Origin of the sequence: Pseudoalteromonas sp. B160, assembly GCF_037162485.1 — a bacterium.
Taxonomy (GTDB): Bacteria; Pseudomonadota; Gammaproteobacteria; order Enterobacterales; family Alteromonadaceae; genus Pseudoalteromonas; species Pseudoalteromonas rhizosphaerae.
This window is the reverse complement of record NZ_JARLUX010000001.1, coordinates 1,538,837-1,553,191: the sequence shown is the minus strand read 5'-3', so window position 1 is coordinate 1,553,191 and position 14,355 is coordinate 1,538,837. Positions and strand designations below refer to the sequence as shown.

The following is a 14,355-nucleotide window of genomic DNA, read 5'->3' as shown; positions in this document are numbered from 1 at the left end:
ATCCCCTCTATTTGCATTAAAATCCCTTCATTATTTATGAGTTAATCCTCTTATTTTTAGGCGAGATTTTTATGACAGCATTAAACAACCAGAACCTATTACAACTTCGCTTTGTAAACCAAGCTCATATTGAGGCTGTTAAGCCATCGTTTGCTAATCTTCCGGCTAACCCGTATGCCGACGGTGCGTTTCGTAAACGCCGCTATTCAGTAATTAAAGTGCAAAATGATGAACTTGTTTTACAAGCCACAAAAGCATTTGTACAAGATGATTCAATCAATACTTTCCAAGGTAATGTTGAGCGCACTTACGAAAATTTAGAGCCGAGTTTATTGGCAAGCGAAGGGATGAAAAGTATCGTCAATGAGTTTCGTGCCATTACCGGTATTAGCGAACAGCGTGATATTGAAATTCATCAATTTCGTATGCTTGCTATTGAAAGTGATACGCCGCCTGCGCCAGAAGGTATTCATCAAGATGGCTTTGATCACGTTTGTATTTGTGGTGTATCTCACGAAAACTTAGAAGGTGGTGAGTTGTTGGTGTATGAAAATAAGCAAGCTGAGCCTTGTTTTAAAATGGAAATTAAAGACGGTATGTTTGCATTAATTAATGACCGTGAAGTTTGGCATAACGCAACACCGATGAATAAAATTGATGACACAAAAGCGGGTTATCTTGACTGCTTCGTACTGACAGCTTAAGGAATAGCAATGAACTTAACACAATTACGCCGCCAATTTCCGGCCCTAATGCAGCAAGTAGCTGGTAAGTCACCAATATTTTTAGATGGCCCGGGTGGCTCACAAGTACCACAGCCTGTTTTGAGTGCAATGTCGGCTTATTTAGGTTATTACAACTCGAATTTAGGCGGTGCATTTTTTTCGAGTGAAAAAACCGTTGAGTTAATGGCTGATGCGCGCCAAGCGGCTGCTGATTTACTTAATTCCCCATCGCGCGATCAAATTGTATTCGGTGCGAATATGACTAGCCTTACTTTTAGCTTTAGCCGTGCGATTTCTCGTGATTGGCAAGCGGGTGATGAGATTATCGTGACCAATGCAGATCACTTCTCAAATGTATCTTCTTGGCAGCAGGCTGCAGAAGATAAAGGCGCAAAGGTTAATACTGTATTGATTAACGAAGCTGATTGCAGCTTAGATTTAGCGCATTTTACAAGCTTACTGAGTACTAAAACCAAATTAGTAGCCGTTACTTATGCATCAAACACTACCGGCTCTATAAACGACATTAAACGTATTGTTGAAATGGCTCATAGGGTAGGTGCTTTGGTGTATGTGGATGCTGTGCATTATGCGCCACATGAGCTGATTGATGTTCAAGCACTTGATTGTGATTTTTTGGCCTGCTCTGCGTATAAGTTTTTCGGCCCACATTTAGGTATGGTGTACGGTAAGCGTGAGCACCTTGAAGAGTTTAGACCATACAAAGTCGAGCCTGCCAAAGATGTTATTCCTGGGCGCTGGGAAACCGGCACGCAAAGCTTTGAAGCACTCGCAGGTTTAATTGCTGCTGTTGACTACATTGCAGATATTAGTGAGCTTGATGGTAGCTATTCACGCCGCGATAAATTAGCTTCTGCTTTTGCAAAAACTAAACAGCATGAAATGGCGTTAAGTGAGTACTTCCTTACTCGACTAGTTAACTATCCTAGGATCAAACTATTTGGTATTGATGATTTAGATCGTTTAGCTGAACATACCCCAACTTTTGCTTTAACCTTTGTAGGGCTTGAGCCACGTCAGGTGTCTGAGTTTTTAGGTAAGCAACATGTATGTGTGTGGGATGGTAACTTCTACGCTCAGGGATTATGCAAGCAATTGGGTGTATTGGATACTGGCGGCGTTGTACGCATTGGTTGTATGCACTACAACACCATCGAAGAGCTAGATAAGTTATTTGATTTGTTTGATGAACTGATTTAAAGCTATAAGTTATAATTAGAGCTATAAGTCATAAGCTGTAAGTTTTAAGCGACCAGAGCGCTTGGTAAGCCTTGACATAAAATCTGAATTGAGTAGATTTTTGGCTTACCGCTTACCGCTTACCGCTTACCGCTTACCGCTTACCGCTTACCGCTTACCGCTTACCGCTTACCGCTTACCGCTTACCGCTTACCGCTTAGGCCTGTGGCTGCCCGTATATTTGCTCTGCGCGGTTAAATAGCACCCACGATGTTAAAATATATTTATCATTCGATACTGGCTTATTACCGCGATGAGTATGAGTAAAGTAGCCTGGGGCAATCACCATAGTGCCTTTTTTCGGAGCTATCTTACGATTTTGATAATAAAACTCGGTTTCACCGCCTTCTTCAACATCGTTTAAATAAAACATAAATAACAATACTCGATGCAGTGCTTCGTTATGGTGTAACTGTGGGTACACTTCACTATGCCAATACGGGTAGCCGCCTTTGTTAACTTCGTATTTTTGCGCTTGGATATTACCGAGTCGAAAAATTTGCTGTACCAATAAAGGTAATTGCGGTTTACCTACCTCGTCAAAATTAGCTTGCGTTAAATCAACAGGTTGTCCTGTTTGGGGGTGGTACACTTTTAAACCAAACGCCCCAATCATTATAAAAATATGTTCTTCAATGTAGTTAAAAACATATTGTGCAGTAGTTTGTTGAATATGTTTTAATTGCTCAGCGTATTCAGGATGATTGTTTAAGTGTAAGTCGTGGCTATCTTTTTTATTAAGATCTATGCCGCCTGATGTCATCCCTTGTTTTATATGCGGGCTTTGCGAAAAGGTGGTGATAAAGTTATCGCAAAAGTCATTACTGAGCGCGTTGTCATACACGCGGATAAAGTCCGTCATGAGTTACCTGTTTAATTATTATTGGATTATTATGTTTACTGAAAAAGTGATGCCGCGCTTTAGCGAAACGGATGCACTCGGACACATCAACAATACCGTACTCCCTGTTTGGTTTGAAGCCGCACGTGCGCCTATTTTTAAATTTTTTACCCCCGATTTAAACCCGCACGACTGGAAGCTTATTATTGCTAAGATTGAGGTGTCGTTTGTAGGTGAGTTGTTTTACTCGCATGAAGTGAGTATTAAAACATCGGTAGAGCATATTGGCAGCAGCTCATTTGTGCTTCGCCAAGAGGCGTGGCAGCAAGATAAATGCTGCGCCATTGGTAAAACGGTGCTGGTACGTTATGACTTTGCCACTAAAGCTAAGCAAGCTTTATCTAGTATTGAAAAAGCAGCCTTAAATGAGCATTTTATTGCAGCTTCTTAATGTGTAGTTAGTAATTTAAGGTGCGCAAGTAGTTATCTAAAGCGGTGACTTGCGCTTTCCTAAAGCATAGCCCGAGCTTTGTTCTGCGCCACAATATGTCATCGCTGGTTTTTGCCCACTCGTTGTTAATTAGGTAATCGACTTCTTGAGCGTATAGACCATGGCCAAAATGACAACCTAAGTCAGCCAATGCACTGCAATTACCTAGCAGTGCATTAGTTAGCGTGCCATAGGAGCGTACCAGCCTATTTAATAATAACTCAGGCAACCAATTATATTTTACTTGTAGTTGCGTTATTAACGTCGCTTTTTCACTAAAATCTCCGCCTGGTAACGGCGCGCTTTTTGTCCACGCTTCAGTCATATGAGGATAAAATAGCGCGAGTTTGTCCACAGCATTTTCTGCCAGTTTTCGATAAGTAGTTATTTTTCCGCCAAACACACTTAACAAAGCAGCCTGATTATCATCATTATTTAATATCAGCTTATAATCGCGGGTTACAGCTTGAGCATCTGCTGAGTGGTCATCGAGTAATGGCCGTACGCCACTGAATGTATGTACTATATCAGTCGCTTCAATCGGAGTTTTAAAGTAATGATTAGTAATATTGATTAAGTAACTAATTTCTTGTTTGCTAATTTTTACATCTTTAATATTGCCGGTATATTCTTCATCAGTAGTGCCAATGAGAGAATAGTCATCTTCAAAGGGAATGACAAAAACAATACGTTGATCTTCATTTTGGAGAATATAGGCACATGGCTCGTCATGAATACGTGGCACCACGATATGGCTGCCTTTGACTAAGCGAATATGCTGTGGTGATGGCTGAATAAATACATTATCAAACAATGAAGCAACCCAAGGGCCTGCGGCATTAACAATGCATTTGGCTTTGATTTGTAGTTGCTGCTGGGTCGTTTGTTGCGCTAGAGTTACATCCCAATGTTCAATATTGCGCTGTGCCTTGATACAACGAGTACGTGTTGCTATGGTTGCTCCGTGTTGTTCGGCGGCAAGGGCGTTTAAGATCACTAAACGCGCGTCATCTACCCAGCCATCAGCATATTCAAACCCTTGTGTAATTGATGCATTTAGCTACACTGTCTTTTGTGAAAATAATCGACTTGGAAGCGGGTAGCGTGTCTCGTTTTCCTAGATGGTCGTAAATAAATAATCCTAGGCGGATCATCCATGGCGGCCGCAAATGTGACTGATGAGGAAGCCTAAACGAGAGCGGCCAAATAATATGCGGTGCTTTTTTTAATAACACTTCACGCTCTAGCAATGCTTCTTTTACTAACCTAAATTGATAGTGCTCTAAATAGCGCAGCCCGCCATGAATAAGCTTACTGCTGTTTGATGAGGTGGCTGAGGCTAAATCGTCTTGCTCACACAATAATACTTTCAAGCCTCTACCACTTGCATCTGCTGCAATACCAGCACCATTAATGCCACCGCCAATGACAAGTAAATCATATTCGTTATCGAGTAACTGCACGGGTGAACCTTAAAGTTAGTTGTTAATGCCAGATTATATTAACGCGATTAGCCGTCATTCTGCGGATTATTAGCAAGCGTCACTTGCGCAATACAATGTAGCCATTTTGCATATAAATCGTTACGCTCAAAGCTACTCATAGTTGGCTCAAAGCGGCGGTCACATCGCCACATAGTTGCTAGTTGCGCTGTTGATTCATAAACACCACTTTGCAGGCCTGCTAAATAGGCGACGCCAAGCGAGGTGGTTTCGGTTAAGGTGGGGCGCTCAACACTCGCACCTAAAATATTAGCTAAAAACTCCATAGCCCAATTATTATTAGCCATACCGCCGTCAACGCGCAAGATGCTGGGGCGCAAGCCATCCCCTTCCATCGCTTTTTGTAAATCTTTAGTTTGATAACCCACTGATTGCAAAGCTGCAGCGACAATCGTACTAATACCTGAATCTCGAGTAAGCCCTAAAATAGCACCTCGGGCATTGGCATCCCAATAGGGAGCGCCTAAACCTGTAAAAGAGGGCACTAAAAATACCCCATGATCTAAGGGAACACCTTTGACGAGGGCTTCACTTTCTCCCGCGCTTTCTAATAATTTCAAGCCCTCTACAATCCACTGCATGGTGGCACCTGCCATAAAAATACTGCCTTCAATGGCATACGTAGGTTTGCCGTTAAGTCTATATGCGATGGTGGTTAATAAGCGATTGTTTGACTTTAGTGCTTTATCGCCGGTGTTAAGCATTAAAAAACAGCCTGTTCCGTAGGTGCTTTTTGCCATACCTTCTTCAAAACAAGCTTGGCCAATTAAAGCGGCTTGCTGATCACCCGCTATGCCGTTAATTGGAATTTCACCACCAAATAACTCGCTGCTAGTAACACCAAAGTCAGCCGCTGAGTCCATTACTTCAGGTAGCATCGAGGCTGGAATATCAAATAAGGCGAGTAAGTCTTCATCCCAGCATTGCTGGTGAATGTTAAACAGTAATGTGCGAGAGGCATTGGTTGCATCTGTTTTGTGTACTTTACCATCGGTTAATTGCCATAGTAAGTAGGTGTCTACCGTACCAAACGCCAGCTCACCTGCTTGTGCTTGCTCTTTAGCGCCAGTGACGTTATCTAAGATCCAACGAATTTTGGTGGCAGAAAAGTACGGATCGAGTAATAAGCCGGTTTTATCATTGACGATTTTACTGTGCCCAGCATCGCGCAAACTATCACAGTACTGGCTAGTGCGTCGGTCTTGCCAAACAATCGCGTTGTAAATAGGTTGCCCGGTTTTTTACTCCACACTAAGGTGGTTTCTCGTTGATTAGCAATGCCTATGGCAATAATGTCGGCAGCCGTTACCCGTTGCTGCGCCAATACGTTTTTAACGCTCGCGAATACGGTTTGCCAAATATCTACAGGATCGTGTTCAACCCAACCATTTTGCACAAAGTGCTGCGGGAAGGTTTGTTGGGCTGTGCCAAAAACCTCGGCATCTTTGGTGTATAAGATGGCGCGAGAGCTCGTCGTTCCTTGGTCAATCGAGAGTATGTATTTGCACATAAAATATAATGTTATTTAACTTAGATAAAGATAGCTTGTCTCTAAGCTAAACGAATAGCAATGCTTTTGCACCATAATGGATGTAATTTTAGGCAAATAGGATGAGTGAAAGGGAGTTAAGGCTCAGTGCTGGCGCTTAGTTTTAAATAAGCGCCAGATATATATAATATAATTATTAGTTGGCAGCATCAGCTAATTGCTGATGGAGCCAATCTTTTAATGCCATTCTATCGTGTTTTAATTGATGCATTGCTTCATCATCAATAGGGGCATCTTGTAACTCCAGGACACGGATTTCTTTATCAATTGCATTGTATTGCTTTGCCCTTGCCGCGAACTCTTCATTATCAGTGTTGAGCTTAGTGATAGTGCTTTGGTATTCAGGGAAATCTTTAGTTAATGAATGATCTTCGCCTAACATAGGTCGCTCCTTATTAAAGCGTGTTACATATTAATCTCGATAGATAAACACGCATGGGTTTTAGTCAAATTAAATGCTCTGAGGCGTTTTGCCAATACAATAGAGCTTGGGCTGATTTAAAATAAATCAACATCAAGCTCAGTATTATCGTTATTAAAGTAATTTCCCTTTGCCTGAATACAAAACACTGACACTCGTGCGGGCTTAAGTTAGAATATGAACGCAGGCAGTTGCCTGCAAACAATTTCTATTTTGAGTGCTTTATTACATGCTTTTAATGATCGATAACTACGACTCGTTTACCTACAATTTGGTACAGTATTTTCAACGTTTAGATCAAGAGGTGCTAGTAAAGCGCAATGATGAGATCTCGGTTAGTCAAATTGCCCAGTTAAACCCTAAGCATATCGTGATATCTCCCAGCCCATGTTCACCAAATGAAGCGGGTATATCTTTGGAGCTTGTTGAGCAATTAAAAGGTCAATTTCCAATTTTAGGTATTTGTTTAGGTCATCAAACAATAGCACAAGCACTAGGTGCGAACATTGTTAGGGCAAAGCAAGTGATGCATGGTAAAACCTCGCCAATTTATCATGCTAATCAAGGTGTATTTGCCGGCTTACCAAATCCATTAACAGTTTGCCGTTATCATTCGTTGGTTGTTGAACAAGATAGCATTCCTGATGAGTTGCAGATCACCGCTTGGACCGAAACTGAAAGTGGCCAGTTAGATGAAATAATGGGCTTAGTTCATAATAGCTTAGCGTTAGAGGGGGTACAATTTCACCCAGAGGCAATTTTAACGCAGCGAGGACTTGAATTACTTGCTAACTTTTTAACTCGGTTCTAGGCTTATGCTAACAAACGTAGTAGCTTCCCTTAATTTATTTATAAAAGATAACTATTAATGACAGATGAAATACGCCAACAAAGGACAGCTAAGGCATTAGAGCAACGAGCCCATGATTTGTTGCTTGGACATAGCTTTGCGCAACGTCAAATTGGCTATATTCATACTCTAGATATAAATTATGGTGAGGCGATGAAGCAGCGCACCTTACTTGAGGTTGAAGTTGCTGCGCAAAAAATACGTAAACTCTCCAGTACTTCGCATCATAAGTACCGCGCTCAAGCCAGCCAGCAGTTACATCAAGTTATTGATACCGCCATGAACAAGCAGTTAGCCGATATTGATACGGTACTACATGAAACCATTGGTATTGAAGATAATGTCCCCGCGATTTTAGACATACTTGCGGTAAAATCAGCATCGGTAGGGCGCCTTGAGCCATTAGTTAAAGATTTAACTTGGTTAGGACGTGAGTTAGTTGCTTTTGTGAATTTGCCTTATTATCGCGCGCAGCGCAATAAACATACTTCGGTAAAAGTTGATAACCCCTCTTTAGCTCTGCGTTATATTGGTTTAGACAACTTACAGTTTGTAGTGCCTACCTTTGCGGTACGTCATTGGATGCCACACAGCACCGAACCATTTCCATTATTGAAGCGTCGCCTACGCGATAACTCAATGGCTTGCGCGATTGCGGCGCAAGAGTTGGCTAAGCTCAATGGTATTAATGAAGTACATGCATTTACTTTGGGTATGTTACTCGATGTTGGCAAGATAGCTTTGATTCGACTCTATTTACGTACATTCGAACGAGTGTGGCAGCGCAAAGTAACCCTTGCCCGAGAAGACCAACATAAAGATCTTCACACCGCATTGTTAGAGTTAAAACCTGATCCGTTATTTTTAAGTACTTTACTTAATCAGCATGCGCTAAAAGTCACGGCGACGGTGATTGATAAAATGGCGTTTCGGTATTTACCTTTTAATGCTGTGTTATCGCAGTTGATTAATGGTGTGTCCAAAGGGGATTCACTATTGCCATTAGCGATGTTAATGCAAAAGGCACGTTGTTATAGTCAATGTGTTACTTTGAGCGAACATCAGCTGGTGGAAAGTGATGAAAAATCACTCTGGTTTGATTACGTTGGGTTATCAAAACAGGAACTAGAACAACTTGAAAAAACCAATTTGCAGCACTTTCATATTAAAATTGACTAGGGCGTGTTTATCTTTCGAGGTTGAATTTACAGCAGTGTGTTTGGTATTTAGGCAAGGCAGAGCCTATGTAGTGTGGTTGTTCCCCATAAATAGGCGATAACGCAGCATCAATGCCAAACACGCGCTGCCCGAAGGGTTCTTCCTAGGGGCGATTAACTCTTTGTTACTTACATGGATGTAAGTAAGGGGCGTGAGCAGGACGCGGAAGCTTTGCTCAATTTTTACTTAGCCCACTAGGTTACAAATCTCGCGCCGTGATTAAATCGCCCCTAATTTGAACAAATTTTAATCCTGAAAGGTCAACACGCCCTTATTTCATAAATTTTTTGTTAATTTTTTTACGACTATTCATTCATCATTAATATCTACTCTTACCCATATTTTATCTTGCAAAGCTCTGCCTGGTGGGTGGTGGGGCAGCGATATAGAATAAACAACCCCATAATTCGTTATTCAGATAGTTATTCACTATCTCTGAAATTATATCTCAAAGCCTTTAATAACAAGGGCTACATGAAAGTTTTATAAGAGACAATAACGAAAAACTCTGAAATAATGATTATCTGAAAATTGAACCAGAGAGTATTTTTTGGCGATGTGAGCTATGCTGATTTACGCCAAAGGAGATGGTACAACAGTCTATCATCAAGCCTATTTTTTAAACTTTCTGTAGGATCACAATTAAGAGGATATAAAATGACAGTCAATCGCGAATTATTTGATCAAGTAATGGTTCCTAACTACGCACCTTCAAGCGTTATTCCTGTTCGTGGCGAAGGCTCACGTGTATGGGATCAGCAAGGTCGTGAATATATCGATTTTGCCGGTGGTATCGCTGTTAACTGTCTAGGTCATTGTCATCCAGCATTGGTTAAAGCATTAAAAGAGCAAGGCGAAAAAATCTGGCACCTATCAAATGTAATGACTAATGAGCCAGCACTTCGTTTAGCTAAAAAATTGGTAGATGCTACATTTGCTGAAAAAGTATATTTCGCCAACTCAGGCGCAGAAGCAAATGAAGGCGCACTAAAATTAGCGCGTCGTGTTGCGCTTGAAAATTTTGGTGAACAAAAATCGCAAATCATCGCTTTCAATAAAGGTTTCCATGGCCGTACATTCTTTACTGTAACCGTGGGCGGTCAAGCTGCTTACTCTGATGGTTTTGGTCCTAAGCCGGGAGATATCGTACATTGTGACTATAACGATTTAGCCGCATTTGAAGCACTAATCTCTGATAACACATGTGCGGTAATGATGGAGCCATTACAAGGTGAAGGCGGCATTATCTCTGCTACTGACGAGTTTGCTCAAGGTGTACGCCAGTTATGTACTAAACATAACGCATTACTTATTTTTGATGAAGTACAAACTGGTGTCGGTCGTACTGGCGATCTTTATGCATACCAAGGGTTAAATGTAGTACCTGATATTTTAACTACTGCAAAAGCACTTGGCGGCGGTTTTCCAATTGGTGCAATGATCACCACGACAGAGATTGCTAAGCACCTTAAAGTCGGTACTCATGGTTCTACTTATGGCGGCAATCCGTTGGCATGTGCTGTTGGTGAAGCAGCCTTTGATACTGTGAATACACCAGAAGTATTAGCTGGCGTAAAAGCAAAGTCAGCATTGTTTAATGAATTACTAACTGCAATTAACGATAAGTACAACGTTTTCTCGGAAATTCGTGGTCAAGGTTTATTAATTGGTGCTGTGGTTAATGAGCAGTTTAAAGGTCGTGCTAAAGAGTTTTTAGTAGCAGGAACCGCTGAGGGTGTGATGTCGTTAGTAGCGGGAGCCGATGTGGTGCGTTTTACTCCATCTTTAGTGATCCCTGGAAGCGGATATCCGTGAAGGGATGGCACGCTTTGAAAAAGCCGTAGCCAACGTTGTGAACGGTTAATCAACACCTCTAATCATAATAAGGGCAAGTAGCAAGCTTGCCCTAATATTCTTAATTTACCGTTATTTATAAGGGAGCAAGCGGACTCATGATGATCCTTCGCCCAATCCAGCAATGTGATTACCCAGCTTTATTGAAAATTGCCCACGAATCAGGACATGGTTTTACCTCTTTACCTAATAACGAAGAGTTATTACAAAAGAAGATAGCTCATTCAATAAGCTCATTCGCAAAAAGTGCATCTCATCCGGGTGATGAAGGTTACTTGTTTGTTCTTGAAGATAGCGAAACAGGTGAAGTAGTCGGTACCTCAGCAATTGAAGCTGCGGTTGGTTTAGATGATGCGTTTTATCACTATCATTTAAGTAAAGCTATTCATTCATCTCGTACATTGAATGTTTATAAAGCGGTTGATATTTTAACCTTGTGTAATGATTACACTGGAGCAACTGAGCTTTGTACGCTGTTTTTAAAAGATGGTTACCGTAAAAATAATAACGGTAAGCTGCTTTCAAAAGCACGTTTTATGTTTATCAAGCAGCACCAAGAACGCTTTGCTGAAACCGTAATTGCAGAAATGCGCGGTGTTTCTAACGAACACGGCAGTAGTCCATTTTGGCAATGGTTAGAAGAACACTTTTTCTCGATGGATTTTCCAACAGCTGATTACTTAACCGGTATTGGCCAAAAAGTGTTTATTGCTGAACTAATGCCAAAGTACCCAATTTACGTCAACTTATTAAGTAAAGAGGCGCAAGCCGTGATCGGCAAGGTGCACAATAATACGCGCCCTGCGATTGAACTACTGAAAAAAGAAGGCTTCACCTTTAATGGCTACGTTGACATTTTTGATGCTGGCCCAACGGTAGAAGCAAAAGTAGATAATATTGCAACTATTCGTAATGCCAAAAACTTTACCGTAAAAATCGGTGAAAACAGCGGCGAGACGGCTATCATGCTAGCGAATGACAAACTCAATGATTTTAGAGCAACCGTTGCACAACTAAACCTTGATGAAACAAGCTCTGAGTTGACTTTGCCACAGGCAATGGCCGATGCACTGCACTTACAAGCTGGCGATATAGTTACCGCAACACGTATATAATTTAGGAGAAAGTACATGACTCATCCTGCACAATTTATTAATGGTCAATGGTCGCAAGGCCTAGGCGATGCATTTAATTCAGTAAACCCAGCCAATAACGAAATTATTTGGCAAGCAAACTCAGCCACCAGTGAGCAAGTAGACACCGCTGTTAACTCTGCGCGTGCAGCATTTTATAGCTGGGCTGATAAATCATTTGCAGAACGTTTAGCGATTGTAAAAACTTTTGCCGAAACCCTAAAAGAGCACAGCGAAGAGCTTGCTGTTGTAATAGCCCAAGAAACGGGTAAGCCGTTATGGGAAACTCGCACTGAAGCGGGTGCTATGGTCGGTAAAATAGCTATCTCTGAAAAAGCATTTTTAGAGCGCACTGGCGACGTAGAAAACCCAATGCCGCAAGGTCGTGCAATGATCCGCCATAAACCACATGGTGTAGTGGCGGTATTTGGCCCTTATAACTTCCCTGGTCATTTACCTAATGGCCATATTGTGCCTGCACTTTTGGCGGGCAATACCGTGGTGTTTAAACCATCGGAGCTAACTCCAGCTGTTGCTGAGCTAACGCTTAAGTTATGGGAAAAAGCAGGTTTACCAGCAGGGGTTATTAACCTAGTACAAGGCGAAGTAGCCACAGGTAAGGCTCTTGCTGCTCACAAAGGTATTGATGGCTTATTCTTTACCGGTTCATCACGCACAGGCCATATTCTGCATGAGCAGTTTGCCGGTCAACCAGGTAAAATCTTAGCATTAGAAATGGGTGGTAACAATCCACTGATTATTACTGATGTTGCTGATACCAAAGCCGTTATTCACGATATTATTCAATCAGCATTTATCTCAAGTGGCCAACGTTGTACCTGTGCACGCAAGCTGTTTTTACCAGCAGGTGAGCAAGGCGATGCAATTTTAGCCGGTTTAATTACCGCGACTAAAGCCATCAAAGTGGGCAACTACGATGATGTAGAGCAACCGTTTATGGGCTCGATGATCTCATCAGCTGCGGCCGCTGGTATGGTAAAAGCACAGCAACAACTCGTTGAGCTTGGTGCTGAAGTATTGGTTGAGCTTAAGCATACTGAAAATACAGGTTTTGTAACGCCTGGTATTATTGAGTGCACAGATGTTGCTAACTTCCCAGATGAAGAGCACTTTGGTCCACTATTAAAAGTATTCCGCTTTACAGATTTTGATAGTGCGATTGATAAAGCCAACGATACCAGCTTTGGTTTGTCTGCGGGTTTACTCAGTGATAATGCGGCAGATTACGACCATTTTTTACGTCGTATCCGTGCTGGTATTGTTAACTGGAACCGCCCAATCACCGGTGCCTCAAGTGCAGCTCCTTTTGGTGGTATTGGTGCATCAGGTAATCATCGTGCAAGTGCTTACTATGCAGCTGATTATTGCGCATACCCAGTTGCCTCTGTTGAACTTGAAAAAGTAGCAATGCCAGCAACATTAAGCCCAGGCTTAAAAATCGATTAATCGATTTTGGTCAAATAGTAATAAATAACTAAAAAAGCAGCCAAGGCTGCTTTTTTTGTATTGGTTAATGCTCAAAGGTAGCAATTAAAAGCGCTTTCTGCTTAAATCAATACAGTCGTTTTAATTAGGTGTGGATAATTATGGTTTTAGATAGGCAAGGATATGATGACCTCATCATGTATCTTACTCAAAATTTAGCATTATTTGAGAAGTCCGGCGAAATAAAACCAGGCGCTCCTACTATTATGGAGCTAATAGAAGATGATATTGCTGAAAATGTTATGTTGTTATGCCAGCAACACACAGAGCTTTCTACTGAACAACGTAGTCAAATCGTGCGTGAAGTAGATGGCATTGTATACGACTTACAAGAAGTCCTCAGCAGCGTCACCAGTAATCAAGTGACAATAGAGCAACATGCATTTATCGATGAATTTGCCGCATTGGTAAAAAACCTCTTTGATAGCGCAGTTGTCGAAAGTGCCTGATCATTCCAATTATCGTTTTTAATTTGCAACTGCGTGTGACTTCCTTACAATCAAGGAAATAACTTCTTTGAGAGTAATAAAATGCAAGCGAATGTGAAATGGGTTGAAGGCGATACTTTTTTAGGGCGTTCTAATTCTGGTCACAATGTTGTGTTTGATGCTGGTAGCGATAGCGCCGCACCAAGCCCAATGGAAATGGTATTAATGTCAGTTGGCTGCTGTTCATCGGTTGATGTAGTCAGTATTCTAAAAAAAGCTAAACAACAGTTTTCAGATGTGCAAGTGCAATTGAGTGCTGAACGCGCAGAGTCCGCTCCGCGAGTATTCACTAAGATTAACTTACACTTTGTTGTGACTGGCGACAACGTTTCAGAAAAGCACCTTGCGCGTGCCGTTCAACTATCTGCAGAGAAGTATTGTTCAGTAGCATTAATGCTTGATAAAACAGTAGAAATTACCCACACACACGAAGTTATACAAGAACAGGGAAAATAACGCTTTTTCCTGAGGTGAAATTCGTATAAAATCCGCGAACTTTTCATTCTGCTCTGGCAGAT

At 41.6% G+C, this 14,355-nt stretch carries 11 protein-coding genes and 3 pseudogenes; 10 read left to right on the top strand and 4 right to left on the bottom strand.

Going from position 1 to position 14,355, the window contains the following annotated elements; all coding sequences use genetic code 11:
• Positions 1-71: 71 nt before the first annotated feature.
• A complete protein-coding gene (locus P4S61_RS07165; RefSeq protein ID WP_182732360.1) occupies positions 72-704 on the top strand; it encodes a 2OG-Fe dioxygenase family protein in 633 nt (210 codons plus the stop codon).
• A gap of 9 nt (positions 705-713) precedes the next feature.
• Positions 714-1,946: a cysteine desulfurase-like protein gene (locus P4S61_RS07160; protein ID WP_337118021.1), complete on the top strand. Its 1,233-nt coding sequence runs from the start codon at positions 714-716 to the stop codon at positions 1,944-1,946.
• A gap of 196 nt (positions 1,947-2,142) precedes the next feature.
• On the opposite strand, the gene P4S61_RS07155 is transcribed toward P4S61_RS07160, so the two are convergent.
• Complete coding sequence (locus P4S61_RS07155) at positions 2,143-2,847, bottom strand: 2OG-Fe(II) oxygenase (RefSeq protein WP_145238009.1); 705 nt, start codon at positions 2,845-2,847, stop codon at positions 2,143-2,145.
• A 31-nt stretch (positions 2,848-2,878) separates the two neighbouring features.
• Here P4S61_RS07155 and P4S61_RS07150 point away from each other — a divergent pair, with 31 nt between their 5' ends.
• The gene (locus P4S61_RS07150) at positions 2,879-3,277 is read left to right on the top strand and encodes an acyl-CoA thioesterase (protein ID WP_337118020.1); all 399 of its coding nucleotides are present in this window, start codon (positions 2,879-2,881) and stop codon (positions 3,275-3,277) included.
• Between the two features lie 7 nt (positions 3,278-3,284).
• Here P4S61_RS07150 and glpD read toward each other — a convergent pair.
• From glpD to P4S61_RS07135, 3 genes and pseudogenes are all read right to left on the bottom strand, one after another.
• Positions 3,285-4,779: pseudogene (gene glpD / locus P4S61_RS07145) on the bottom strand (glycerol-3-phosphate dehydrogenase).
• A gap of 47 nt (positions 4,780-4,826) precedes the next feature.
• Positions 4,827-6,328 (bottom strand): annotated as a pseudogene (glpK, locus tag P4S61_RS07140) (glycerol kinase GlpK).
• Positions 6,329-6,503: 175 nt separating this feature from the next.
• Entirely contained in the window at positions 6,504-6,749 is a 246-nt protein-coding gene (locus P4S61_RS07135) for a YdcH family protein (RefSeq protein WP_145238021.1), read from the bottom strand.
• 268 nt (positions 6,750-7,017) lie between these two features.
• Between P4S61_RS07135 and P4S61_RS07130 the strand changes: the two genes are divergently transcribed.
• From P4S61_RS07130 to P4S61_RS07100, 7 genes and pseudogenes are all read left to right on the top strand, one after another.
• On the top strand, positions 7,018-7,599 hold the full coding sequence (locus P4S61_RS07130) for an anthranilate synthase component II (protein WP_337118019.1): 582 nt from the start codon (positions 7,018-7,020) through the stop codon (positions 7,597-7,599).
• 57 nt (positions 7,600-7,656) lie between these two features.
• The gene (locus P4S61_RS07125) at positions 7,657-8,817 is read left to right on the top strand and encodes an HDOD domain-containing protein (protein WP_145238027.1); all 1,161 of its coding nucleotides are present in this window, start codon (positions 7,657-7,659) and stop codon (positions 8,815-8,817) included.
• Positions 8,818-9,513: 696 nt separating this feature from the next.
• Positions 9,514-10,720 (top strand): annotated as a pseudogene (locus P4S61_RS07120) (aspartate aminotransferase family protein).
• Positions 10,721-10,808: 88 nt separating this feature from the next.
• Positions 10,809-11,825 carry an arginine N-succinyltransferase gene (gene astA / locus P4S61_RS07115; RefSeq protein WP_145238033.1) on the top strand — a complete coding sequence of 339 codons (1,017 nt, stop codon included), beginning with the start codon at positions 10,809-10,811 and terminating at the stop codon, positions 11,823-11,825.
• A 15-nt stretch (positions 11,826-11,840) separates the two neighbouring features.
• On the top strand, positions 11,841-13,310 hold the full coding sequence (gene astD / locus P4S61_RS07110; protein WP_145238036.1) for a succinylglutamate-semialdehyde dehydrogenase: 1,470 nt from the start codon (positions 11,841-11,843) through the stop codon (positions 13,308-13,310).
• A 140-nt stretch (positions 13,311-13,450) separates the two neighbouring features.
• Positions 13,451-13,798 carry a DUF3802 family protein gene (locus tag P4S61_RS07105; protein WP_149980484.1) on the top strand — a complete coding sequence of 116 codons (348 nt, stop codon included), beginning with the start codon at positions 13,451-13,453 and terminating at the stop codon, positions 13,796-13,798.
• An 81-nt stretch (positions 13,799-13,879) separates the two neighbouring features.
• A complete protein-coding gene (locus tag P4S61_RS07100; protein ID WP_145238042.1) occupies positions 13,880-14,293 on the top strand; it encodes an OsmC family protein in 414 nt (137 codons plus the stop codon).
• Positions 14,294-14,355 lie beyond the last annotated feature (62 nt).